General features: G+C 62.7%; 20 protein-coding genes. 13 read left to right on the top strand and 7 right to left on the bottom strand.

Annotated features, from left to right (window positions below; translation table 11 throughout):
• Window positions 1–73: 73 nt before the first annotated feature.
• Both H3H39_RS11575 and H3H39_RS11570 read left to right on the top strand, forming a co-directional pair.
• Window positions 74–2,236 carry a prolyl oligopeptidase family serine peptidase gene (locus H3H39_RS11575; RefSeq protein WP_182153540.1) on the top strand — a complete coding sequence of 721 codons (2,163 nt, stop codon included), beginning with the start codon at window positions 74–76 and terminating at the stop codon, window positions 2,234–2,236.
• Window positions 2,237–2,529: 293 nt separating this feature from the next.
• Window positions 2,530–3,732 carry an ammonium transporter gene (locus tag H3H39_RS11570; protein WP_182153539.1) on the top strand — a complete coding sequence of 401 codons (1,203 nt, stop codon included), beginning with the start codon at window positions 2,530–2,532 and terminating at the stop codon, window positions 3,730–3,732.
• 65 nt (window positions 3,733–3,797) lie between these two features.
• Here the strand turns inward: H3H39_RS11570 and H3H39_RS11565 are convergent, their stop codons facing one another.
• Entirely contained in the window at window positions 3,798–4,376 is a 579-nt protein-coding gene (locus H3H39_RS11565) for a helix-turn-helix domain-containing protein (RefSeq protein WP_182153538.1), read from the bottom strand.
• 258 nt (window positions 4,377–4,634) lie between these two features.
• Between H3H39_RS11565 and kbl the strand changes: the two genes are divergently transcribed.
• From kbl to H3H39_RS11520, 9 genes are all read left to right on the top strand, one after another.
• The gene (gene kbl, locus H3H39_RS11560; protein WP_182153537.1) at window positions 4,635–5,849 is read left to right on the top strand and encodes a glycine C-acetyltransferase; all 1,215 of its coding nucleotides are present in this window, start codon (window positions 4,635–4,637) and stop codon (window positions 5,847–5,849) included.
• 20 nt (window positions 5,850–5,869) lie between these two features.
• Window positions 5,870–6,832 carry an NAD-dependent epimerase/dehydratase family protein gene (locus H3H39_RS11555; protein ID WP_182153536.1) on the top strand — a complete coding sequence of 321 codons (963 nt, stop codon included), beginning with the start codon at window positions 5,870–5,872 and terminating at the stop codon, window positions 6,830–6,832.
• A 54-nt stretch (window positions 6,833–6,886) separates the two neighbouring features.
• Window positions 6,887–8,281, top strand: a complete 1,395-nt coding sequence (locus H3H39_RS11550) for an L-serine ammonia-lyase (protein WP_182153535.1) — start codon at window positions 6,887–6,889, stop codon at window positions 8,279–8,281.
• Between the two features lie 120 nt (window positions 8,282–8,401).
• The gene (thrC, locus tag H3H39_RS11545; protein WP_182153534.1) at window positions 8,402–9,880 is read left to right on the top strand and encodes a threonine synthase; all 1,479 of its coding nucleotides are present in this window, start codon (window positions 8,402–8,404) and stop codon (window positions 9,878–9,880) included.
• A 27-nt stretch (window positions 9,881–9,907) separates the two neighbouring features.
• Complete coding sequence (locus H3H39_RS11540; protein WP_182153533.1) at window positions 9,908–11,134, top strand: molybdopterin molybdotransferase MoeA; 1,227 nt, start codon at window positions 9,908–9,910, stop codon at window positions 11,132–11,134.
• A 35-nt stretch (window positions 11,135–11,169) separates the two neighbouring features.
• Window positions 11,170–11,427 carry a molybdopterin converting factor subunit 1 gene (moaD, locus tag H3H39_RS11535; protein ID WP_182153780.1) on the top strand — a complete coding sequence of 86 codons (258 nt, stop codon included), beginning with the start codon at window positions 11,170–11,172 and terminating at the stop codon, window positions 11,425–11,427.
• A gap of 121 nt (window positions 11,428–11,548) precedes the next feature.
• On the top strand, window positions 11,549–12,790 hold the full coding sequence (locus tag H3H39_RS11530) for a TIGR03862 family flavoprotein (protein ID WP_182153532.1): 1,242 nt from the start codon (window positions 11,549–11,551) through the stop codon (window positions 12,788–12,790).
• A gap of 265 nt (window positions 12,791–13,055) precedes the next feature.
• Window positions 13,056–14,141 carry a hypothetical protein gene (locus H3H39_RS11525; RefSeq protein ID WP_182153531.1) on the top strand — a complete coding sequence of 362 codons (1,086 nt, stop codon included), beginning with the start codon at window positions 13,056–13,058 and terminating at the stop codon, window positions 14,139–14,141.
• Window positions 14,142–14,198: 57 nt separating this feature from the next.
• Window positions 14,199–14,429 (top strand): hypothetical protein, encoded by a 231-nt coding sequence (locus H3H39_RS11520; RefSeq protein ID WP_182153530.1) that lies wholly within the window; start codon window positions 14,199–14,201, stop codon window positions 14,427–14,429.
• A gap of 120 nt (window positions 14,430–14,549) precedes the next feature.
• On the opposite strand, the gene H3H39_RS11515 is transcribed toward H3H39_RS11520, so the two are convergent.
• The 6 genes from H3H39_RS11515 to hpnC form a co-directional block, all read right to left on the bottom strand.
• Entirely contained in the window at window positions 14,550–15,362 is an 813-nt protein-coding gene (locus tag H3H39_RS11515; protein ID WP_182153529.1) for a head GIN domain-containing protein, read from the bottom strand.
• Between the two features lie 4 nt (window positions 15,363–15,366).
• On the bottom strand, window positions 15,367–16,140 hold the full coding sequence (locus H3H39_RS11510) for a DUF1700 domain-containing protein (RefSeq protein WP_182153528.1): 774 nt from the start codon (window positions 16,138–16,140) through the stop codon (window positions 15,367–15,369).
• A gap of 16 nt (window positions 16,141–16,156) precedes the next feature.
• Entirely contained in the window at window positions 16,157–16,282 is a 126-nt protein-coding gene (locus H3H39_RS28190; protein WP_255462562.1) for a hypothetical protein, read from the bottom strand.
• Window positions 16,283–16,399: 117 nt separating this feature from the next.
• A complete protein-coding gene (gene hpnE / locus H3H39_RS11505) occupies window positions 16,400–17,785 on the bottom strand; it encodes a hydroxysqualene dehydroxylase HpnE (protein WP_311196897.1) in 1,386 nt (461 codons plus the stop codon).
• Window positions 17,786–17,790: 5 nt separating this feature from the next.
• A complete protein-coding gene (hpnD, locus tag H3H39_RS11500) occupies window positions 17,791–18,624 on the bottom strand; it encodes a presqualene diphosphate synthase HpnD (protein WP_182153527.1) in 834 nt (277 codons plus the stop codon).
• Window positions 18,625–18,705: 81 nt separating this feature from the next.
• Window positions 18,706–19,545: a squalene synthase HpnC gene (gene hpnC, locus H3H39_RS11495; protein WP_182153526.1), complete on the bottom strand. Its 840-nt coding sequence runs from the start codon at window positions 19,543–19,545 to the stop codon at window positions 18,706–18,708.
• Window positions 19,546–19,766: 221 nt separating this feature from the next.
• Here hpnC and H3H39_RS11490 point away from each other — a divergent pair, with 221 nt between their 5' ends.
• Both H3H39_RS11490 and H3H39_RS11485 read left to right on the top strand, forming a co-directional pair.
• The gene (locus H3H39_RS11490) at window positions 19,767–20,927 is read left to right on the top strand and encodes an efflux RND transporter periplasmic adaptor subunit (RefSeq protein WP_311196896.1); all 1,161 of its coding nucleotides are present in this window, start codon (window positions 19,767–19,769) and stop codon (window positions 20,925–20,927) included.
• Complete coding sequence (locus H3H39_RS11485) at window positions 20,927–24,037, top strand: efflux RND transporter permease subunit (RefSeq protein ID WP_182153778.1); 3,111 nt, start codon at window positions 20,927–20,929, stop codon at window positions 24,035–24,037. The genes H3H39_RS11490 and H3H39_RS11485 overlap by 1 nt, the downstream gene beginning before the upstream one ends.
• Window positions 24,038–24,097 lie beyond the last annotated feature (60 nt).

Here is a 24,097-nt window from a genome sequence, read left to right as displayed (position 1 = left end):
GCGCGCTATCATCGCCGGGCGCGCGAGCCGGGGAGCCCGCGCCGCCACCTTCGACGACGATACGGAAACCCTCATGCAAATACGACGCGCATCCCTTATTTTCACCATGATCGCTGGCCTGGGCGGCAGCGCGGCGGCGCAGGATTGCCCCGCCAATGGCCACGGCCTGTCCTACCCGCTCACCCGCACGGTGGACCAGCAGGACAACTACCACGGCACCAGCATCGCCGATCCCTACCGCTGGCTGGAGGATGCCAATAGCGCCGACACCCACGCCTGGGTGGATGCGCAGAACCAACTGACCCAAGGCTACCTGGCGCAGATTCCCGCGCGCGACGCGATCCGCCAGCGCTTGACCAAGCTGTGGAATTTCGAGCGCTTCTCGGTGCCGTTCAAGGAAGGGGGGCGCTACTTCTACAGCCGCAACGACGGCCTGCAGAACCAGTCCGTGCTCTACACCATGAAGACGCTGGCCGATGCACCGCGCCTGCTGCTGGACCCGAACACCCTGGCCGCTGACGGCACCGTGGCGCTGGCCGGCCTGGCCGTGAGCCCGGACGGCAAATTCCTGGCCTACAGCACGGCCGCATCGGGTTCGGACTGGAACGAGATCCGGGTGCGCGACATCGACAGCGGCAAAGACACGGCGGACCATATCCAATGGGTCAAATTTTCGAACACAGCCTGGCTGCGCGACGGCTCGGGCTTCTTCTACAGCCGCTACGACGCGCCGAATGAAGCCACCAAACTGGCCGACGTCAACTACTTCCAGAAGCTGTACTTCCACAAGCTCGGTACGCCGCAAAGCAGCGACACGCTGGTGTACGAGCGCCCTGACCACAAGGATTGGGGCTTCAGCGGCGACGTCACCAACGATGGCCGTTACCTGATCATCACGGCCTCGCAAGGCACGGAACGCAAGAACCGCCTGTACTACAAGGACTTGAGCGCCAAGGATGGCAAGGTGGTGCCGCTGCTGGAGGATTTCGACGCGGCCTACAACTTTATCGACAACGACGGCCCCGTGTTCTGGTTCCGCACCGATCTGAAGGCACCGCGCGCCCGCATCATCACCATCGACACGCGCAAGCCGCAGCGGGCCAACTGGAAGGAGATCGTACCCGAGAGCGCGCGCACGCTGGTGTCGGCCAACATCGTCAATCAGCAGCTGGTGGTCGATTACCTGAACGACGCCCACAGCCAGGTCACCGTGTATGACCTGAACGGCAAGCGCCTGCATGACGTGGAATTGCCCGGCATCGGTTCCGTCGCCGGCTTCGGCGGCAAGCGCGCCGACAGCGAGACTTTCTATTCCTACACCAGCTTCACCACGCCTTCCACCATCTACCGCTATGACCTGAAAAGCGGCAAGAGCAGCGTGTACCGCCAGCCCAAGGTGGACTTCGACCCATCGGCCTACGAAACGCGCCAGCAGTTCTATACCAGCCGCGACGGCACCCGCGTGCCCATGTTCATCGTCTCGAAAAAGGGCATGAAGCTCGATGGCAGCAACCCAACCTACCTGTATGGCTACGGCGGCTTCAACATCTCGCTCACGCCATCGTTCTCGGTGGCCAACCTGGCGTGGGTGGAAATGGGCGGCGTGTACGTGATGGCCAACCTGCGCGGCGGCGGCGAGTACGGCGAGGAATGGCATGCGGCCGGCACCAAGCTGCGCAAGCAGAACGTGTTCGACGACTTCATCGGCGCGGCGGAATGGCTGGTGCAGAACAAGGTCACCTCGCCATCGCGGCTGGCTATCGGCGGCGGCAGCAATGGCGGGCTGCTGGTGGGCGCGAGCATGACACAGCGTCCCGACCTGTTCGCGGCCGCCATCCCGCAAGTGGGCGTGCTGGATATGCTGCGCTTCCATAAATTCACTATCGGCTGGGCCTGGACCTCGGACTACGGCTCGTCCGACAACGCGGATGAATTCAACGCGCTGGTCAGGTACTCGCCGCTGCATAACCTGAAGAAGGGCGTGTGCTACCCGGCCACCATGATCACCACGGCCGACCATGACGACCGCGTGGTGCCGGCGCACAGCTTCAAGTTTGCCGCCACGGCGCAGGCGGACCAGGGCGGTGCGGCACCGATCCTGATCCGCATCGACACCAAGGCAGGCCACGGCGCCGGCAAACCCACGGCCAAGCAGATCGACGAAGTGACGGACCGTTGGGGCTTCCTGACCCGCGCGCTGCGCATGGATCAGCCGACCCAGGTCGCGGACAAGTAAGCCGGCCAGCCGCACCAAGTTGGATCATCACGATTCACGAAGCTATGCCTCTCGATGGTGCGCAATTCGCGATTTCCCAGCCATCGCCCTACCCATCGCACAATCCCAGTGCTAACGCGATCGACTCACGGCGCTGTGATGCATCATTTTGGTGCGAAAGATTGTTGTAAATTAACGCGCAATTGCCATTATCAATAAAATCAAGCACTTACAAATTTGCACCAAAATGGTACGGTTATTGCTTAAGAGAATACATCTTTATCTTTTGATGCATTCTTTTGGGGAGTAGTTTGATGGGTGGATACAAAGAAGGCGCCGACGCACTGTTTATCTTGCTCGGGGCAATCATGATTCTGGCGATGCACGCGGGCTTCGCCTTCCTCGAGTTGGGTACGGTCAGAAAGAAGAACCAGGTCAACGCCCTGGTCAAGATCCTGGTCGATTTCGCGATTTCGACCATCGCCTATTTCTTCGTTGGCTACAGCATTGCCTACGGGATCAACTTCTTCGCCGCCGCCGACGTGCTGGCCGCCAAGAACGGCTATGAACTGGTCAAGTTCTTCTTCCTGCTGACGTTCGCCGCCGCCATTCCCGCCATTATCTCGGGCGGTATCGCGGAGCGCGCGCGCTTCCATCCCCAATTGATCGCCACGGCCGTGCTGGTAGGCCTGGTTTATCCCTTCTTCGAGGGCATGGTCTGGAACCATCGCTTCGGCCTGCAGGAGTGGCTGGTCCAGGCGTTTGGCGCCGAGTTCCACGACTTCGCCGGGTCGGTGGTGGTGCATGCCGTGGGCGGCTGGGTCGCGCTGCCGGCCGTGCTGCTGCTGGGCGCGCGCCGCGGCCGCTATCATAAGAACGGTGCCATCGCTTCGCACCCGCCATCGTCCATCCCGTTCCTGGCGCTGGGCGCATGGATCCTGACGGTGGGCTGGTTCGGCTTTAACGTGATGAGCGCGCAGGCGCTGGACAAGATGAACGGCCTGGTCGCCGTCAACTCGCTGATGGCCATGGTGGGCGGCACGCTGGTGGCGCTCCTGATGGGCAAGAACGACCCCGGTTTCGTCTACAACGGCCCGCTGGCCGGCCTGGTCGCCGTGTGCGCCGGTTCGGACCTCATGCACCCGATGGGCGCGCTGGTGACGGGCGCCATTGCGGGCGCTATCTTCGTGACCATGTTCACGCTGGCGCAAAACAAATGGAAGATCGACGACGTGCTGGGCGTGTGGCCGCTGCATGGCCTGTGCGGCGCGTTTGGTGGCGTGGCGGCAGGCATCTTCGGCCAGAAGGCGCTCGGCGGTGTGGGCGGCGTGTCGTTCGGCGCGCAATGCGTGGGCACTGGTCTGGGTGTGGCGATCGCGCTGGCTGGCGGCTTCGCCATCTACGGGGCGCTGAAGGCCACGCTGGGCCTGCGCCTCGATCCGGAGGAGGAATTCCAGGGCGCCGACCTGTCGATCCACCGTATCTCGTCCACGCCGGAGCGCGAGTCGAACTGGTAATTCCCTCACCGTCGCGCAGCGGATGCGGCAAGCACCCGCTGCGCGAGGGCGCAGTTAGCAGCGTATCAACGGTGGATCACCACCAGCAAAGCCTTCGCTTCCGTCTTGCCCGCGTTGCGGATCGCATGCGGCACATCGGCCGGATAACGGGCCGTGCCGCCCAGTTTCACCTTCTTCTTGTGGGCACCTGCTTCCACTTCCACGGCACCATGCAATAACGTCAGATGCTCGCTCGCGCCCGGATCATGCGGCTGCGATACCAGCTCGCCGCCCGGCGCCAGCGTCAATTCATACCATTCGTATTTTCCCGCCAGTTCCATCGGCCCCAGGATGCGCAGCACGTAGCCGGCATGCTGGCCGGGCAGGGTGGGCGTCTCATGCGCGTCCACCACGCGGATCGTGTCCGCGTCCTTATTGTCCACGTTGGCCAGCAATTCGCCGATCTGCACGCCCAGCGCATTGGCCAGGCGCCAGGTGATGGCGATAGTGGGGTTGGCTTTCTCGCGTTCGATCTGCGACAGCATCGATTTCGATACCCCCGCGATGCGGGACAAATCTTCCAAAGTCAGGCCGCGGGCCAGGCGCAGGCGCTGCAGCGCCGCCCCGACTTCCGGTGGTGCGTTCGTTGGTACTGGTGTTTTCATGGTTTTATTCGGCCGAAGGGGGAAATACTACGTAAATCTGTCGGAAAAGGATGGAAAGAACCGCATGTGTGCTTATTGCCAAGTTCACTGGCCTTCGGTAGTATCCAATATATTGAATTTTAGTTCGAGATAGCGAATTTCGATGGCAGTCCGGAGAACAGGAGTAGACTTTCTTCCAGAGACGCCCCGCGAAACACGGTACAACATAGTGCAAGGACGGGTCAAGCGACCGCCCGCGCCGCCCACACGAGGATCATCATGAGCGACCAAGCAAAAAGCGACTTCTTTAACGGCCTGCAGCAGAACCTGGATCAACTGCGCGAACAGGGCCTCTACAAGCCGGAGCGTGTACTGTCGTCGCGTCAGGGGGCGGAGGTGGTTGGCCAGGATGGGCGCAAGCTGATTAATATGTGCGCCAACAATTACCTGGGCCTGTCGGGCCAGGAATGGGTGGCCCAGGCGTCCATCGCCGCCACTGAAAAATATGGCTATGGCCTGTCGTCGGTGCGCTTCATCTGCGGCACCCAGACTGTGCACAAGCAGCTGGAACAGGCGATCTCCAAGTTCCTCGGCACGGAAGATACGATCCTGTATGCCGCCGCGTTCGACGCCAACGGCGGTGTGTTCGAACCGCTGTTCGATGAAAACGACGCCATCATCTCGGACGCCCTGAACCACGCCTCCATTATCGACGGCATCCGCCTGTGCAAGGCGGCCCGCTTCCGTTATGCCCACAACGACATGGCCGACCTGGAAGCCCAATTGCAAGCGGCCGCCGGCAAGCGCCACAAGCTGATCGTCACCGACGGCGTGTTCTCGATGGACGGCACCATCGCCCAGCTGGACAAGATCTGCGACCTGGCCGACAAATACGGCGCGCTGGTCATGATCGACGAGTGCCACGCCTCCGGCTTCATGGGCGCCACCGGGCGCGGCACGCACGAACACCACAATGTGATGGGCCGGATCGACATCATCACCGGCACCCTGGGCAAGGCCCTGGGCGGCGCCATGGGTGGTTTCACCTCGGCGCGCAAGGAAGTGATCGACATGCTGCGCCAGAAATCCCGTCCCTATCTGTTCTCGAACACGCTGGCGCCTTCCATCGCCGGCGCCTCGCTGGCCGTGCTGGAGCGCCTCTCCGCATCGACCGAGCTGCGCGACCGCCTGCACGAGAACACCGCCTATTTCCGCAAGGAGATCGAACGCATCGGCTTCACCATCAAGCCAGGCACCCATCCGGTGGTGCCGGTGATGCTGTTCGATGCGCCGGTCGCGCAAAAGTTCGCTGCCCGCATGTATGAGCTGGGTGTGCTGCTCAGTGGCTTCTTCTACCCTGTGGTCCCCATGGGCCAGGCGCGGGTGCGCGTGCAGCTGTCCGCCGCCCATACCCGCGAACAGCTCGACACCGTACTCAAGGCATTCGAACAGGCTGGCCGCGAACTGGGCCTGCTGCCGACCCAGGCACAATGAAAATAGTCAGGAATAACAATATGGAACGCATACTCGTCATCGGCGCCAACGGCCAGATCGGCAGCGAACTGGTGGAAGCGCTGGCCGCCCAGCACGGCGCCAACAACGTCATCGCCAGCGATGTCAGCCCCACCAATGTGCACAAGGCGGAACGCTACATCCAGCTCAACGTGCTCGATAAGGACGCGCTGGCCGGCCTGGTCGCGGAACATGGCATCACCCAGGTCTATCAACTGGCCGCCATGCTGTCGGCCACCGGTGAGGCGGCGCCGTTGAAGGCGTGGACGCTGAACATGGATGGCCTGCTCAACATCCTGGAAGTGGCGCGCGAACGCAACACCGTCGGTAAGCCGCTGCGTATCTTCTGGCCTTCGTCGATCGCCGCCTTCGGCCCGAACACGCCAGCCGACCAGACCCCGCAACTGACGGTGATGGACCCGACTACGATCTACGGCATCAGCAAGCTGGCCGGCGAGCGCCTGTGCGAATACTACTTCCTCAAGTATGGCGTGGACGTGCGCAGCATCCGCTATCCGGGCATCATCAGCTACAAGTCGCCTCCGGGCGGCGGCACCACCGATTATGCGATTTCGATCTTCCACTCGGCCCTGCGTGGCGAATGCTATGAATGCTTCCTCGGCCCGCAATCGACGCTGCCGATGATCTACATGCCCGATGCCATCCGCGCCACCATCGAACTGATGGATGCTCCGGTTGAACAGATCAAGGTGCGCTCGGCCTACAACGTGGCCGGCGTCTCGTTCAATCCGGAACAGCTGGCCGCCGCCATCGCGCGCAAGATGCCGAACTTCCGTATCGCCTACAAGCCGGACAGCCGCCAGGCCATCGCCGACACCTGGCCCAAGAGCCTGGACGACAGCGCCGCCACGGCCGATTGGGGCTGGAGCGCGCGCATCGGCGTCGAACAGATGGTGGACGACATGCTGGCCAATGTGGACGTCAACCTGGGCAAGGCCGCCTGAGCGGCGAAAAACCATAAAAACCATAAAAACCATATAAACAATGCGAGACAAACGATGGACATGAGCGTATTTGACCTGTTTAAGATCGGTATCGGGCCATCCAGTTCCCACACCGTGGGTCCGATGGTGGCCGCGCGCCGCTTCCTGGTCGAATGCGGGTCGCTGGATGATGTGGTGTCCGTTGAAGCATCGTTGTATGGTTCGCTGGCCTTGACCGGCGTGGGCCACGCCACCGACAAGGCGGTCATCCTGGGCCTGATGGGCGAAACGCCGCAGGGCGTGGACCCGAGCCGGGTGGACGCCATGCTGGCCGCCGCCGAGGAGGCGGGCGAATTGGCCCTGCTGGGCCAGCACAAGGTGCCGTTCAAGATGGCCACCGGCCTGCTGTTCCACAAAAGCGAATCGCTGCCCGAGCACCCGAACGGCATGCGCTTCACCGTCAAGCGGGCCAATGGCAGCACCGTCAGCAAGGTGTACTACTCGGTCGGCGGCGGTTTTATCCGCGAGCAGGGCGAAGGGCAGGAGGCCGACGCGGCGCGTCCGGCCAGCGCCATTCCTTATCGTTTCGACACCATGGCCCAGTTGCTGGCGCACGGCCAGGCCAGCGGCCTGACCATCCCGCAGATGCTGCGTGCCAACGAGTGCGTCAAGATCAGCAGTGAGGAACTGGATGCCGGCGTTGACCGCATCTGGCAGGTGATGCGAGACTGTATCGCCCGTGGCCTGGACACGCCGGGCCAACTGCCGGGTGGCCTGCACGTGAAACGCCGCGCCGCCAACCTGTGGCACCAGGCGAACGATCCCAAGGCGCTGAATAACCACGCCAACGACCTGCCGCACGATGCGCTGCACCAGGTATCGCTGTACGCCATGGCCGTCAACGAGGAAAACGCGGCCGGCGGACGGGTGGTGACGGCGCCCACCAACGGCGCCGCCGGTATCATCCCGGCCGTGCTGCGCTACTACGCGGAAGACTGCAAACCCACCGATCCGGTGACGGGCGTGCGCAATTTCCTGCTCACGGCGGCGGCCATCGGCATGCTATGTAAGCGCAACGCCTCCATTTCCGGCGCCGAAATCGGCTGCCAGGGCGAAGTGGGCGTGGCCTGCGCCATGGCGGCGGCGGGGCTGGTGGCGGCGCTGGGCGGCAGTAACCAGCAGATCGAAAACGCGGCGGAAATCGGCATCGAACACCACCTGGGCATGACCTGCGACCCGATCGGCGGCCTGGTACAAATTCCTTGCATCGAGCGTAACGGCATGGGCGCCGTCAAGGCCATCACGGCCGCCTCGCTGGCGTTGAAGGGCGACGGCACCCACTTCGTCAGCCTGGACGAAGTGATCGAAACCATGCGCCAGACGGGCGCCGACATGCAGGCCAAGTACAAGGAAACCTCGCTGGGCGGGCTGGCGATCCACGTCATCACGGTCAATCACGCCGCATGTTGATGGAATTTTAATACCCCTAAAACAACGCGAATTTCACGGTAAAGGTCCAGCCGCACTATAATATGTGCCCATCGCATCGTTTCGCCACACGCTGTTCGCTCAACTGGACCTTTCAAATCTATGCAATACGTGTCTACCCGCGCCGCCGCATCGGCCGCCACCTCGTCTTCCCAACAATTTTCCGACATCCTGCTGGGTGGCCTCGCGCCTGACGGCGGCCTGTATCTGCCGGCCGCCTATCCGCAAGTGACGGGCGCCGAGCTGGATCAATGGCGTCAATTGTCGTACGCCGACCTGGCCTTCGAAATCCTGCGCAAGTTCGCGACCGACATTCCGGAGGCGGACCTGCGCGCGCTGACGGCCAAGACCTACACCAAGGAAGTCTATTGCAACGCCCGCAAAGGCGAGAAGGCGACCCAGATCACGCCACTGCGCGTGCTGGAAGAGCGCGAGGATGGCACGCGTCTGGTGCTGCAGGCGCTGTCGAACGGCCCCACGCTGGCGTTCAAGGACATGGCCATGCAATTGCTGGGCAACCTGTTCGAATACACGCTGGCCAAGCATGACGCCCAGCTTAATATCTTCGGCGCCACCTCGGGCGACACGGGCAGCGCGGCCGAATACGCCATGCGCGGCAAGAAGGGCATCCGTGTCTTCATGCTGTCGCCGCACAAGAAGATGAGCGCGTTCCAGACGGCGCAGATGTTCAGCCTGCAGGACCCCAACATCTTCAACATCGCCGTCGAAGGCGTGTTCGACGACTGCCAGGACATGGTCAAGGCCGTATCGAACGACCTGCCGTTCAAGGCCAAACAGAAGATCGGCACCGTCAATTCCATCAACTGGGCCCGCGTGGTGGCGCAGGTGGTGTACTACTTCCGTGGCTACCTGTCGGCCACCACCAGCAACGACCAGAAAGTGTCGTTCACCGTCCCATCGGGTAACTTCGGCAATATCTGCGCCGGCCACATCGCCCGCATGATGGGCCTGCCGATCGACAAGCTGGTGGCCGCCACCAACGAGAACGATGTGCTGGACGAATTCTTCCGCACCGGCGTGTACCGCGTGCGCAAATCGGCCGAAACCTACCACACCAGCAGCCCGTCGATGGACATCTCGAAAGCGTCCAATTTCGAACGCTTCGTGTACGACCTGGTGGGCCGCGACAGCGAGCGGACCCGCGCCCTGTTCCAGAAAGTGGAAACCCACGGCGGCTTCGACCTGTCGGGCAAGCCAGGCAGCGACGGCGACGAATTCAAACTGGTGGCCAAGTACGGCTTCAAGTCCGGCAAGTCGACCCACCAGGACCGCCTGAACACGATCCGCGACGTGTCCGACGACTACGGCATCACCATCGACACCCACACGGCCGACGGCATCAAGGTCGCGCGCGAGCACCTGGAACCGGGTGTGACGATGATCGTGCTGGAAACGGCGCTGGCCGCCAAGTTCAACGAAACCATCCTCGACGCGCTGGGCGTGGATGCCGAACGTCCGGCCGGCTTCGAGAACATCGAAGCGCTGCCGCAGAAGTTCGTCGTCATGCCGGCCGACGTGGAAAAGATGAAGGCCTACATCGCCGCCAACACCGGCCTGTAAGCGCCTGCGCGAAGGAGCACGCCAACCATGAGCGAATACAAGCCCAAACCGATGCTGGCGGTCAGCGAAGCACTGGCCTTCATGCTGTCGGCCGCGCGCCCCGTGGCCGACGTCGAAACCATCCCCACGCTGGAAGCCAACGGCCGGGTACTGGCCAAGGCCCAGGTGTCGGAGATGAACGTGCCGGGCCAGGACAACACGCAAATGGACGGTTACGCCGTGCGCTCGGCCGATTGCGCCGGCGGCGCGGCCACGCTGACGGTGTCGCAGCGCATTCCGGCCGGTCATGTGGGCCAGCCGCTGCTGCCCGGCACCGCGGCCCGCATCTTCACCGGGGCGCTGATCCCGGAAGGGGCGGACGCCGTCGTCATGCAGGAGCAATGTGAAGCCACCGGCAACCTGGTCACGGTGCGCCATGCGCCCAAGCCGGGCGAATGGATACGCCGCGCCGGCGAGGACATCACCAACGGCAGCGTCATCCTGCCGGCCGGGACCCGCTTGCGCAGCCAGGAACTGGGACTGGCCGCATCCGTCGGGCTGGCGAAACTGCCGGTGCGGCGCAAGCTGAAGGTGGCCGTGTTCTTCACCGGCGACGAGCTGACCATGCCGGGCGAACCGCTGGCGCCGGGCGCGATTTATAACTCCAACCGCTTCACGCTGCGCGCGCTGCTGGAAAACCTGGGCTGCGAGATCAGCGATTACGGCATCGTGCCCGATTCGCTGGACGCCACCCGCGCCGTGCTGCGCGACTGCGCCCAGCAGAATGACCTGATCATCACCTCCGGCGGCGTATCCGTCGGCGAGGAAGACCATATCAAGCCGGCCGTGGAAGCGGAGGGCAAGCTCAATATGTGGCAGATCGCCGTCAAGCCGGGCAAACCGCTGGCCTTTGGCGAAGTGAGGGACGCGTTCTTCGTCGGCCTGCCGGGCAATCCCGTGTCGAGCTACATCACCTTCCTGATGTTCGTGCGGCCCTTCATCCTGCGTATGCAAGGGGTAGAAGGCAGCCGCGCGCTTACGCCGCGCGCCTATCCGCTGCGGGCCGATTTCGACTGGGCCAAGCCGGACCGCCGCAATGAATTCCTGCGCGCCCGCTTCAACGACAAGGGCGGGCTCGATCTGTTCACCAACCAGAGTTCCGGCGTGCTCACTTCGACGGTCTGGGGCGACGGCGTGATCGACAATCCGCCCGGCCGCAGCATCATGGCCGGCGACACGGTACGGTTTATACCGTTTAGCGAATTGTTGAATTAGTTCAAAACTGAACCATTTTAAAGATAGAAATGACGATGAATATTACGCTGCGATTCTTTGCCAGCGTGCGCGAGACACTCGGCACCTCCACCGAAACGCTGGCGCTACCCGATAGCACCTCCACCGTGGGCGATGTGCGCGCGCACTTGGTGGCGCGTGGCGGCAAGTGGGCCGCCGCGCTGGGTGAAGACCGCGCGCTGCGCATGGCCTGCAACCAGGTGATGTGCGCGGCCGACACGGCCTTGACCGAAGGCTGCGAAGTGGCCTTCTTCCCGCCGGTCACCGGCGGCTGAACGTACCGCACAGCTTACCGCCGCCCGCCCTGGATCTGCCGCCTTCCTCATCTTCCCCGGACTGACAGCCACCACACCAGCTTCGGGACCGGCTTTCAATGACAGTTTTCGGATCGGCGCCATGCAGTCCAGCACCCCACAATTTCGCGTTGCCGTGATCGGCGGCGGCCCCGCCGGCCTGATGGCGGCCCAGACCCTGGCGCAGGGCGGGGCGCTGGTCGACCTGTACGACGCCATGCCATCCGTCGGCCGCAAGTTCCTGCTGGCCGGGCGCGGCGGCATGAACATCACCCACGCTGAACCGTATTCCGATTTCGTCACCCGCTATGGCAAGGCCGAAGCGGCGCTGCGCCCGATGCTGGACGCCTTCGGCCCGCAGGACGTGCGCGACTGGGTCCATGGACTGGGTGTGGACACCTTCGTCGGCACTTCCGGCCGCGTGTTCCCGACCGATATGAAAGCGGCGCCGCTGCTGCGGGCCTGGCTGCACCGCCTGCGCGAGCAGGGCGTGCGCTTCCACATGCGCCATCGCTGGCTGGGCTGGCGCGATGGCACACTGCGGCTGGATAGCCCCGATGGAGAACTGACCATACAGGCCGATGCCACCGTCCTGGCGCTGGGCGGCGGCAGTTGGGCCAGGCTGGGATCGGACGGGGCCTGGCTGCCGGTGCTGGCGGAGCGGGGCGTGGACGTGGCGCCACTGGTACCGGCCAACTGCGGTTTCGACGTCGCATGGAGCGAACATTTCAGCAGCCGCTATGCCGGTCATCCACTGACCACCGTGGCCATCCTGTCGATGGACGCCCACGGCCAGCCGCTGCGCAAGCAGGGGCAGTTCGTGGTCACTGCGGGCGGTGTCGAAGGCAGTTTGATTTATGCCTTGTCGGCCGCGCTGCGCGACCAGATTGCGGCAGGGGGAAACACCACCATCTATCTCGACCTGTTGCCGGACCTGGCCCCGCAACGGGTGCTGGACGAAGTGTGCAGGCCGCGTGGCGCCCGATCCATGTCCAGCCACCTTCAAAGCCGTCTTGGCATCAAGGGCATCAAGGCAGGCTTGCTGCGGGAGTGTATCAGCGCCGAGGAATATGCCGATCCCGAACGGCTGGCGCACGCCATCAAGGCACTGCCGGTGCGTTTGCTGCGCCCGCGTCCTATCGATGAGGCGATCAGCAGCGCCGGCGGGGTGCGTTTCGATGCCTTGGACGGCACCATGCTGAAGGCGGCGCCGGGCGTGTTCGTGGCCGGCGAAATGGTGGACTGGGAAGCGCCGACGGGCGGCTATCTATTGACTGCGTGTCTGGCCGGTGGACTAGCGGCCGGCCGGGAGGCGCTGGCGTGGCACTTGAACCATCAAACATGAGATCAGGCCGACCCGCAGCGATCCGTTGATTTAGCTATCCCGTGGAGTAGGGGAAGCTGGTGGGACATCCAACTACGCGTGCAGGACGCTCGTCACGGCCACTGCGTGGCCAGTCGCGCCACCGAGACGCAATAAATAACCAGGCATTCGTTTTTTCGTGTTCGGCGGCGAGGAAGTCAAAGTTGGAAATTTCAGTCTAATTTACAACATTTCTATCGGTTAAATATTTGTTATTATTTGCAAATAATTTAAGAAAAACACCGATATGAAGACGATACGCATCTTTGCTTTCATGGCCGGCCTGGCTTTGGTTGGCGCGGATTCTGCCGCTGAGGATTATCTGCATTATTGCCCGCTCAAGAAGGGTGACCCGATCAGTACGGTCAAGGAGTTCTACCAGATTGGCGCAGAACCCAAGGCGCTGAACAATAAGGGGGCCGCAGGCACGCCTAGCTACGCCTACGAGTTCAAAGAGTATGGGGTGGTCATTTTCCTGAATGAGAACTGGCGCGTCCTGCATCTGTCCTTTAAGCGTCCTTTCGCGGGTAAGATCGAGGGGATAAAGGTCGGAGATTTTGCGCCGGGCCTGATTCAAATGAAGGGACAGCCCTTCAAGAAAGTGCAAGGGATGCTTGATCAGGAACAGCGTGAAGCGTGGTTCAAGCGTAAGCGCGAAATCATTGAGCAACTGCCGAATCCGGCGCCCAGGGAACAGGTAATGAAAGCCTTCGCCGCAGTCGAACAGGTGAATTCCCAGCCGTTGCTGTTCAGCTCTGGCTGGCTGTACAAGAACGCCGATGGTGCTGTGGTTCGCTATGACGTCGGTGCCACTGAAGAGATGGTTCAGGAAATCCTGAGTGAAAAAGGAACCGGGCCACGTCCATCGTATGAGGTGGCAGTGAGCACGTTGACTGAGGCGACGGTGAACGACTTTTTCCGTCGGGCGGATCAAACCTATACCACGGGAGCGGCCGATGCCTACATGGCCCAGTTCGCGGACAGCTATACCATCAAGATCAATGGGCGGCTATTGATCGATGGCAAGAAGACGCGCTGGTCGGAAGTTCAGCGGAATACGTGGCCGGAATTGCCCCATTTGCTGGAAACCATCGTGCATTCAGTCGCGTTGGCGGCCGACGGGCAAAGCGCGGTTGCCAAGGTGACGATGACGGAACGGTATCGCAAGCAGGTCGGCGCCATTAAGAATATCTCCACGACGCTGCGTCCAGTGTTGCACAATTTCGCCGTCGTCGATGAAGCGACCGTCCACTTGGTGTTGGACCGGGGTGTCATCAAGATCACGCGGACTGAGGTCGAACGCCGCGATAGTAGCGAGAACCAAGGGAAGTGATGTCGGTCAATGCAGCAGAGCCGGCACTTCTGATCAATCCTGTGTAGGGAGGTGTCCGTGACTACAATAATTAAACATCATCGAGTGAACATTGTCGTGCTTGAGCGCGGCGAGGAAATAGCGCGGGTATGCGGTAACGGCGATATTGCAATCGTCAACGACGATGCGGGGTGGTGGATAAAGTTTGTTGGCGAAGGTGGTCAGCTTGATTGTTATGGCACCCCATATCCCAGTTATCAGGCAGCGCTCGGCTCTGCTAAAGCCGCTGCTGAGTTTGGGACGGAATAAGGATGCCGCGTTGAGAAAAATCAAAGAAACGCAACCACTGTCCGAATGACAGACCTGACACTGATTTAATCAATACTATTGAACTATCAAGCTTGCTGTTTAGGTATTGTGCTCGCTCAGTTATTGGTCCCAGGTTACCTCACCCGACCCCGTGCGGCTCACGTTGCGGTTGTCCGGGTTGCCGTGCACGCGGATATCGCCGCTGCCGCGCAAGGTCAGGTCGGCCTTCTGTTTGGCGAACACGGCTGTCGTGCCCGAGCCGTTCAGGTTGACGCTGACCTGGTCCGAGGCCAGGTGCTGGGCATCGAGGTCGCCCGATCCCGTCAGCTCCGCGTTGAGGGTCTTGCAGCTGCCGCTGGAGGTGATCTGTCCTGAACCCACCATCTCCAGCGCCACGTTCTCGCTGTTGCCTGCGTTCAGGTTCAGGTCGCCCGTGCCGTGCACGCCGGCCGCCAGATCCTTGTAGCGGCCGGTGAAGGTCACATTGCCCGAGCCGTGCAGGGCCAGTTTGAATTTGTCGCCGCTGAAGCCATTGACGGTGGTGTCGCCGCTGCCATGTACGTTCAGTTCGCGCAGATCGGGCAGCACCATCACCACCTGCAACGGCAGGCGATGGTGCAGCAGCATGCCTTTGGGGCCGATGTGGACCGTGTTTCCATCGAGCGTAGTCTCCACATTGCCCAGCAGGCGCTGCTCGCCGCGCACTTTCAGGTAGGGCGTGTCGCCCTGGGTCAGGGTCAGGTCGATCGGGCCATTCAATTCGACGATCGTGATGTCCTTGTCGATCTTGCGCACTTCGCTGCCCGCCGCGCGGCCGGCCGCGCTGGACGGATAGGCGCGGCCATACGAGCGCAGCATGCTGTACGAGACTCCGATCAACAGCAATGCCAGCAGCAGCAGGCTGGTGGCGACTTTGAGTAATCCGCGCGTCATATCGTCAACGTCCCCGCAACAGCGATACATTCATTTGCACATACCGTTTCAGGCCGGCCACCGTGAAGCGCGTGATCACCAGGCTGACAAGGCACAGCGCGATACCGGCCAGCACCATGCCCAGGCCCACCAGGGTCTGGGTGGTGCGCGCGCCCGGGTCGAAATCGGTCGTCACGCGCAGGTCGCCGTTGGCCACCGCTTCGGCGCGGTCCAGCAGGCGCGGACCGTGGCGCGGTTGATCGTTGTCGTCGGCCGCCGGCGGCTCGACGAACATGTGAATGCCCATCTTGCTGATCGCCATGCGCGCCTCCATGCCGGGATCGTCGGGGCCGTCGCGGTCAAGGATGGCCAGTTGCCGCAGCGGGCCTTCCAGCGCCAGTTCGTTCTGGCCCGACAGGCCGCTGGCAGTGACGGCGATACCGCTGATGTAGAAAGCGAAGGCGCTGGCATAGACTGCCACCAGCAGCGAGGCGTACACCATGGCCGGAATCACCATGAACAGGTTGAACAGGGCCAGGCCGGCGAACGACGTCAACATGCGCAGCAAGGAGGCCGGATTTCGGCTTTGCTCGTAGGCGTGCAGGTGCCGGTTCGCGCGCAGCGTCATCGCGATCTTGCGTGGCTCGTCCAGTTCCTGGGCGATCTCCGCCTCGCTGCGGCCGGCCACCAGGCCGTCGATAAAACGCTGCTCGTAGTAGGCCAGGGTCTTGGCCACCGTGTCCGGCGGCAAACCCGTCATGGCCCGTTTGAGGGCGTCCAGATATTCCTGTTTGCTCATTTTGTTGCTGTCTTGCCTATCGGTTATGCATGTGGGCGCTGTTTTGCGCCGCCGCCACCTGTTCCATTTGCACGATGGCCGTTGTGCTGACCACTACCAGGGCCAGCACGGCGATGATTTTGACGCTGAGCGTGATGTTCATTCCAGTCCTCCCCTAAGAGGTTTTGCTGATGATGCGACTGTACGCAAGTGGGGCGGCGCCAGCCAGCGCGTTGCGACAGGCTGCACTTTTGGCGGATCAGGCGACCAAAACAGGGGATCAGGGCGGCACGTTCCACAGGCCGGATGCGGCGCCCACGCCGCTGCGCACGGCCGATTCCAGGGTGGCCGGGTAGTCGCTGGCCGTGTAATCGCCGGCGATGGCCAGCCCTGCCAGACCGGTGGCGTTGCCGGGGCGGTCCAGCCCGGGAAGGCAGGCGAACGTGGCGCGCTTCTCCGTGATCACTTTGAACCACTGCGGCTGCCCCAGTTCCGGGCGCTGGAACACGTCGGCCAGCTGGACGGCGATGGCTTCGGCCAGCAAAGCCTGTCCCTGCTCGGCGGCGGCGCCCGACGCGCTGACCACCACGGCCAGCAAACCCGCGTTGCGCGCGTCGAGCTGGCCGCGGTCGAACACGAACTGGCCCCATTGATAACGTTCCGGCGCGTCGACCAGGGCGAAGAAGGGCAGGTCCAGCCGCACGTCTTTGCCGTATTGCAGGTAGCAGGTGGTGATGGCTTCCGATTCGAAGGCCGTCAGGCGCGCGCACAGCGGGTTCAGGTCGGCGTCCGGTATGGCGTGCAGCAGCACAGCGGCCTGGCTGGCCGAGGTGGCCAGGACCACGGCGTCGAATGGCGCGTTCCACTCGCCGCCCACGGCTTCGCCACTGGCGCTCACTTGCCAGCGGCCGTCATGCGTGCGGGCCAGGCCATGCACTTTGGCGCCGGTGCGCACGGCGCCGCCGTGGGATTGCAACCAGCTTTCGGCGGCGGCCGGGAACAGGGCCGTCAGGTCGGCGCGCGGCAGCAGCATGTCCGAGGCGCTGCGGCGCGCCCCGAGGCTGTCGCGCAGCACATTGAGGAAGACTTGGGCCGAAGCTCGTTCCGGCGGCGTGTTGAGCGCGGCCAGGCATAAGGGGCGCCACATCAGCTGGATCAGGCGCGCGGTCTGGTCGAAGCGTTCCAGTAGTTCAGATACGCTGCAGTCCTGATGCAATTGCCAGCCCATCCAGCGGGCCGTGGTGGAAAAGCGGGCCAGGCTCAGTTTGTCTTCGCGCGCCAAACCCTTGGCCCGGAGCAGGGCGCCCAGCAAATGCAGCGGGGCCGGCACGGGTAGGCGGGGTGCGACGAAATCCATGCCCTCGCCGCCGGGCGGATAGCGCATTTGCAGCGGCAGCTTGAGCAGCGCCTGCTGCGGGCCCACGCCCACCGTCTTCAGCAGGCGCAGCGTTTCGTTGTAGGCGCCCAGCAGGATATGCTGGCCATTGTCGAGCAGGGCCTGGTCGGTGACCACGCGGCGGGCCCGGCCGCCCAGCACACGGGCGGCCTCGAACAGGGTGACCTTGCAGCCCTGGTGCGCCAATTCCACGGCCGCCGCGCAGCCAGCCCAGCCGCCGCCCACGACGGCCACGCTGCGCACGGTCAGCCCCGGTTCTTGCTTAAGCACGGATCTCAACCACGAATATAGGTCTTCCACGCCAGCCACAGCTTGCGGATCGGCGTGAGCGAGATGCGTTGCTTGAGCACGTGGTAACCATCGGCTTCCACTTCCGTCAGCAGGGTGCGGTAGATGGCCGCCATCATCAGGCCGGGACGCTGGGCGCGCCGGTCTTCCTTGGGCAGCAGGGCGAACGCTTCGTCGTAGGCGGCCTGGGCGCGCGCCACCTGGAACTTCATCAGTTGTTCGAAGTTCTCGCTATGCTTGGCGTTGAGCAGGTCGGCCGCCGTCACGTTGAACTGTTGTAATTCGCTGATGGGCAGGTAGATGCGGCCCTTGCGCGCATCCTCGCCCACATCGCGGATGATGTTGGTGAGCTGGAAGGCGTGGCCCAGCTTTTCCGCGTATTGCAGCGTTTCCGGCCGGGTGGCGCCGAAGATGCTGGCCGACAGGATGCCCACCACGCTGGCCACATGCCAGCAATACCGTTGCAGCGCCTTGTAATCGAGGTAGCGGCTCTGGTTCAAGTCCATTTCCATGCCGTCGATGATGGCTTGCAGGTGCTGTTCCTGCAGCTTGTAGGGCGCCAGGTGCGGTTGCAGCGCTTGCGTGACGGGGTGCGATTGCTTGCCCTCGTACATGCCGGAGATTTCCTTGCGCCACCAGGCCAGCTTGACGCGGGCTACGGATTCGTCCGTGCATTCATCGACCGTGTCGTCCACTTCGCGGCAGAACGCGTACAGCGCCGTGATGGCGCGGCGCCGTTCCGGCGTCAGGAACAGGAAACTGTAGTAGAAACTGGAGCCGCTCTGGGCGGTCTTTTGTTGGCAGTATTCGTCGGGAGACATGGTCGTTCTTGCTAGGTGTGACTATCGAAGGCGCTATTCTATAGGGACGGCGCCCGTTGCAAAGGCTGTAGACGCAGATTCTTACGCCAGCGCGAGGTTTTTCAGCGCTTTTTTCATGCGCACGGCGCGCCAGAAGACGGCCAGCCAGTCGCGCTTGACCAGTTGGGGCCGGCGCCGGAACACGTCGTAGTCCACTTCCTCGATGGCGTCCAGGATGCGCAGGCCGCCTTGCACGACCATGCGCAGTTCGAAGCCGATGCGGCCGTTCAGGCGCAGCGCCAGCGGTGCGCCGCTCAGCATCAGCGCGCGGGCCCGCTCCACTTCCATCTTCATCATGGCGCGCCAGCGCGGGCGGGCGTCCGTATGGTCGAGCGCGGCCGGCGAGATGGCGAAACGGCTCAAATCCTCCAGCGGGATATAGATACGTTCCTTGTGGGTATCGATCGCCACGTCCTGCAGGAAATTAATCAGTTGCAAGGCGGTGCAGATGGCGTCCGAGTCGCGCACATTGTCCTCATTGGCCTGGCCATACAGGCTCAGCATCAACAGACCGACCGGATTGGCCGACCGGGCGCAGTAGTCCAGCAGGGCATCGTAGCTGGCGTAGCGGCTCACCAGCACGTCTTGTTTGAAGGCCGACAATAAGTCGTAGAATGGCCGCATGGGCAGGTCATGCTGGACGATCGCGGCCGCCAGGCGGGCAAACATGGGTTCGTGTGTTTGCGCGCCCTGTTCTATGCGGGCCAGGGCCGCCTCATAGGCGGCGAGGGCGGCCAGGCGCTGCTCCGGCGTGGCGTCGCCCTCATCGGCCAGGTCGTCGGCGCTGCGGGCGAAGGCGTAGATGGCTTCCACCGCCGGACGCAGGCGGCGCGGCAGCAGGACCGAAGCGACCGGGAAATTTTCGTAGTGTTCTACAGGCATAGAGGGGCTATTCAAATAAATGACGCAAAAGTCATTTGCAAACAAAACAGAGCGGTTTATAATTACTTAACGGAAAGTCATTAATTTCCAACGTGTAATAGTAGAGGCATCTTGAATCCACGGCAAGTTTTTGGCTGGCCGCGCTTGCTCCGATGCGACAAGATGCATCAAGTGTTACCGTGAGACAAAATCGAACCGCCCGCATAGTAAAGGAAAACACCGTGTCCGCCCTGAAATACCTGCGATTGCCCCATCCGATTCCGATCGCCTCGCTGATGGTCTTATCCATCGCCCTGAGCGCCTGTTCCAAGCCGGCTGAAAAGACGGAAGATATCCGCCCCGTGCGCGCCATGGTGCTGGCCAGCAGCGATGTTGATGTGAACGCCGAATTCTCCGGCGAAGTGCGGGCGCGGGTCGAATCGCGGCTGGGCTTCCGCGTGGGCGGCAAGATCGTCAGCCGCAAGGTGGACGTGGGCACCCTGGTCAAGCATGGCCAGGTCTTGATGGAACTCGATCCGCAGGATTTGCGGCTGGCCCAGGCGCAAGCGCTGGCGGGCTTGCGCGCGGCCGAAACCAGCCGCGACCTGGCCAGTGCGGAACTGAAGCGTTATCAGGAATTGCGCGCCAAGAATTTCGTCAGCCAGGCCGTGCTGGACGCCAAGGATTCCGCCTTCAAGGCGGCCCAGGCCAACGTCGATTCGGCCAACGCGGCTTACCGGGGCCAGACCAACCAGGCCGGTTATGCCAGCCTGGTGTCCGACATCGATGGCGTGGTGACGGCGGTGGACGCGGAAGTGGGCCAGGTGGTGGCGCCCGGCACGCCCGTGGTGCGGGTGGCCAAGGCGGGCGACAAGGAAATCGTTATCGGTTTGCCGGAAGATAAGGTGGAAACCCTGCGCCGCGTGCCCGACGTGCAAGTGCGCCTGTGGGCCGATCCTGGCAAGGCCGTGGCCGGCAAGATCCGCGAAATTTCGCCCGTGGCCGACCCGTCCACCCGCACCTACACGGTCAAGGTGGCGATTCCCGACAGCCTGACCGAAGCCAAGCTGGGCATGACGGCCGTGGTGCAATTCGCCTCCAAGACGCCGGTGCCGCAGATCAAGGTGCCGCTGACGGCGCTGTTCTATGAAAAAGCGGCCACTTCCGTATGGGTGGTGGAAAATGGCGCCGTCAAGCTGGTGCCGGTCGCCATCGGTGGCGTGGCGGGCAATGAACTGGTGCTGACCAAGGGCGTGGCCGCTGGCCAGACCGTCGTCACGGCGGGCGTGAACCTGCTCAAGCCTGGCCAGAAAGTCAAGATCCTCGGTAGTGACCTGCCGGCCAAGCCGGCCCGTCCGCTCGGCGCCAGCGCCGCGCTGGGCAATGGCGAGGCGGCCATATGATGAAGGGCGGTTTCAATCTTTCCCGTTGGGCGCTGGAGCACATCCCGCTCACGCGCTACCTGATCGCCGTGCTCCTGATCGGCGGCATGCTCAGTTATACCAACCTCGGCCAGGACGAGGACCCGCCGTTCACCTTCCGCGCCATGGTGGTGCGGGCCATGTGGCCCGGTGCCACCTCCTTGCAGATGGCCGAGCAGGTGACGGACAAGCTGGAGAAGAAACTCCAGGAAACCCCCGACATCGATGAAATCTCCAGCTATTCCAAGCCGGGTGAGACAGTCATCATCCTCAAGTTGCGCGAGTCGGCGTCACCCAAGGATACCAACGCTTCCTGGTATCAGGTGCGCAAGAAGATAGGCGATATCCGCGGCACCTTGCCGCCGGGTGTGATCGGCCCGTTCTTCAATGATGAATTCGGCGACACCTTTGGTTCCATCTTCGCGCTGTCCGGCGACGGCTTCACCTACGCGGAAATGAAGGACTACGCCGACTTCGTGCGCCAGCAACTGCTGGGCGTGCCGTTGGTGTCCAAGGTGGAATTGTTCGGTGTGCAGGACGAGAAGATCAACATCGAGTTCTCGCACAAGAAATTCGCCCAACTGGGCATTCCGTTCGAAGCCATCGTCAACCAGATCGCCACCCAGAACTCGGTGGAATCGACTGGCGTGCTGGTCACGCCCACCGACAACCTGCAAGTGCGGGTGACGGGCGCCTTGAAAACCGTCAAGGACCTGGAAGAACTGGAATTGCGCGCCAACGGCACCACCTTCCGGCTGGGCGACTTTGCCACCGTCAAGCGCGTCTACCAGGACCCGCCGCAGGACAAGATGCGTTACAACGGCAAGGAAGTGATCGGCCTGGGCGTGTCGATGGAGAAGGGTGGCAACATCATCCGCATGGGTGAGGGCATGCAGAAGACGGTGGACCAGTTGCGCGCCAAGCTGCCCGTCGGTATCGAACTGGAGCGGGTATCGAACCAGCCGGCGGCCGTCACGGCCTCCGTGGGCGAGTTCGTCCATACCCTGATCGAAGCGGTGCTGATCGTGCTGGCTGTCAGTTTCCTGTCGCTGGGTCTGCACAGCAAGCCGTTCCGGCTCGATGCGCGTCCCGGCCTGGTGGTGGCGCTGACCATCCCGCTGGTGCTGTCCGTCACCTTCCTGTTCATGCGCATGCTCGATATCGACTTGCACAAGATTTCGCTGGGCGCCTTGATTATCGCGCTGGGGCTGCTGGTTGATGATGCGATCATCGCCGTCGAAATGATGGTGCGCAAAATGGAGGAGGGCATGAACCGCTTCGAGGCCGCCACCTTCGCCTACACCTCCACGGCGCTGCCTATGCTGACGGGCACGCTGATCACGGTGGCTGGTTTCCTGCCCATCGGCCTGGCCAAGTCGGCGGCCGGCGAATACACGTTCTCCCTGTTCTCCGTCAATGCGCTGGCCCTGGTCATTTCCTGGGTGGTGGCCGTGGTGTTCACGCCTTATCTCGGCTACGTGCTGCTCAAGGTCAAGCCACACGCCAACGGTGATCATGAGTTGTTCGATACGCCCGGCTTCCGCAAGTTCCGCGCCGTCGTCAGCTGGTGCGTGGAATACCGCAAGACCACCATTGCCGCCACGCTGTTGGTGTTCGCGCTGGGCGTGTACGGCTTCAACTTCATCGAGAAGCAATTCTTCCCCGATTCCAGCCGGCCTGAACTGATGGTGGAAATGTGGACGCCGGAAGGCACCACCTTCGCCGCCAATGAAGCCCAGGTGAAGAAATTCGAAGCCTACATTTCCAAGCAGGAAGGTGTCGTCAGCGTCACCAGCTACGTGGGCACGGGCAGTCCCCGTTTCTACCTGCCGCTGGATCAGATTTTCCCGCAGACCAACGTGTCGCAGATCGTCGTGCTGCCCAAGGACTTGCATGCGCGTGAGGCCGTGCGCAACAAGATCATCGACATCTTCAAGACCGACTTCCCGGAAGTACGGGGCCGCGTCAAGCTGCTGCCGAACGGTCCGCCCGTGCCTTACCCGGTGCAATTCCGCGTGACGGGTGAGCAGGTCGAGAAAGTGCGCGCCATCGCCGATGAGGTGAAGGACATCATGCGCGCCAATCCCAACACGGTGGGCGTAAACGATAACTGGAACGAGTCGATCAAGGTGCTGCGCCTGGACCTGGATCAGGACAAGATGCGCGCGCTGGGCGTGACGTCGCAGACGGTGATGCGTGCCGCCAACACCATCCTGTCTGGCACCACGGTGGGCCAGTTCCGCGAGAACAACAAGCTGATCGACATCCAGGTGCGCCAGCCGCTGGAGGAGCGCAACACGATTTCCGTGCTGAACGATACCAATATACCCACGGCCAATGGCAAGTCGGTCACCATCAGCCAGTTGGCGCGCGCCCATTTCGTGTGGGAGCCGGGCGTCGTGTGGCGTGAGGGCAGGGAATGGGCGATCACGGTGCAGACCGATGTGGTGGACGGCATCCAGGGCCCGACCGTATCCGGCCAGATCAATCCCAAGCTGGACGCACTGCGCGCCCGCTTGCCGGCCGGCTACGCCATCACCGTGAAAGGTGCGGCGGCCGACAGCGGCGCGGCGGAAGCGTCGATCGCGGCCAATCTGCCGCTGGCCATCTTCATCATCTTTACGCTGCTGATGCTGCAATTGCACAGCTTCTCACGGGCCTTGCTGGTGTTCCTGACGGGGCCGCTGGGCGTGGCGGGCGCGGCCATGGCCCTGCTGTTGCTGCACCGTCCGCTGGGCTTCGTGGCCAACCTGGGCATCATCGCGCTGTTCGGCATGATCATCCGCAATTCCGTGATCCTGGTGGACCAGATCGAGCAGGACATTGCCGCTGGCCACGAACCGTGGGATGCCGTGGTGGAATCGGCCGTGCGCCGTTGCCGCCCCATCATCCTGACGGCGGCGGCCGCCGCGTTGGCCATGATCCCCTTGTCGCGCTCCGTGTTCTGGGGCCCGATGGCGGTGGCGATCATGGGCGGCCTGGTGTTGGCTACGGCACTGACTTTGCTGTTCCTGCCAGCACTGTACGCAGCCTGGTTCCGGGTCAAAAAACCGCTGCCTGGCGCAGAGAAATTAGCGGTAAATAAAGAGTAAATAAACGAAAGTAGGCGGGATGTTGGCGATAAGTTAAAAAACGCCACATTTCGCCGAAAA

The organism is Rugamonas apoptosis, from assembly GCF_014042355.1.
Taxonomy (GTDB): Bacteria; Pseudomonadota; Gammaproteobacteria; order Burkholderiales; family Burkholderiaceae_D; genus Rugamonas; species Rugamonas apoptosis.
This window is presented reverse-complemented; position numbering and strand designations above follow the sequence as displayed.

Bases quoted from the DNA above. Each gene is read 5' to 3' on its own strand.
- H3H39_RS11510 (WP_182153528.1), bottom strand. From the start codon at position 16,140: ATGAGCAAACAGGAATATCTGGACGCCCTCAAACGGGCCATGACGGGT.
- H3H39_RS11570 (WP_182153539.1), top strand. From the start codon at position 2,530: ATGGGTGGATACAAAGAAGGCGCCGACGCACTGTTTATCTTGCTCGGG.
- H3H39_RS11575 (WP_182153540.1), top strand. From the start codon at position 74: ATGCAAATACGACGCGCATCCCTTATTTTCACCATGATCGCTGGCCTG.
- hpnD (WP_182153527.1), bottom strand. From the start codon at position 18,624: ATGTCTCCCGACGAATACTGCCAACAAAAGACCGCCCAGAGCGGCTCC.
- H3H39_RS11485 (WP_182153778.1), top strand. From the start codon at position 20,927: ATGAAGGGCGGTTTCAATCTTTCCCGTTGGGCGCTGGAGCACATCCCG.
- H3H39_RS11530 (WP_182153532.1), top strand. From the start codon at position 11,549: ATGCAGTCCAGCACCCCACAATTTCGCGTTGCCGTGATCGGCGGCGGC.
- H3H39_RS11550 (WP_182153535.1), top strand. From the start codon at position 6,887: ATGGACATGAGCGTATTTGACCTGTTTAAGATCGGTATCGGGCCATCC.
- H3H39_RS11555 (WP_182153536.1), top strand. From the start codon at position 5,870: ATGGAACGCATACTCGTCATCGGCGCCAACGGCCAGATCGGCAGCGAA.
- moaD (WP_182153780.1), top strand. From the start codon at position 11,170: ATGAATATTACGCTGCGATTCTTTGCCAGCGTGCGCGAGACACTCGGC.
- H3H39_RS11525 (WP_182153531.1), top strand. From the start codon at position 13,056: ATGAAGACGATACGCATCTTTGCTTTCATGGCCGGCCTGGCTTTGGTT.
- H3H39_RS11565 (WP_182153538.1), bottom strand. From the start codon at position 4,376: ATGAAAACACCAGTACCAACGAACGCACCACCGGAAGTCGGGGCGGCG.
- H3H39_RS28190 (WP_255462562.1), bottom strand. From the start codon at position 16,282: ATGAACATCACGCTCAGCGTCAAAATCATCGCCGTGCTGGCCCTGGTA.
- kbl (WP_182153537.1), top strand. From the start codon at position 4,635: ATGAGCGACCAAGCAAAAAGCGACTTCTTTAACGGCCTGCAGCAGAAC.
- thrC (WP_182153534.1), top strand. From the start codon at position 8,402: ATGCAATACGTGTCTACCCGCGCCGCCGCATCGGCCGCCACCTCGTCT.
- H3H39_RS11515 (WP_182153529.1), bottom strand. From the start codon at position 15,362: ATGACGCGCGGATTACTCAAAGTCGCCACCAGCCTGCTGCTGCTGGCA.
- H3H39_RS11540 (WP_182153533.1), top strand. From the start codon at position 9,908: ATGAGCGAATACAAGCCCAAACCGATGCTGGCGGTCAGCGAAGCACTG.
- hpnC (WP_182153526.1), bottom strand. From the start codon at position 19,545: ATGCCTGTAGAACACTACGAAAATTTCCCGGTCGCTTCGGTCCTGCTG.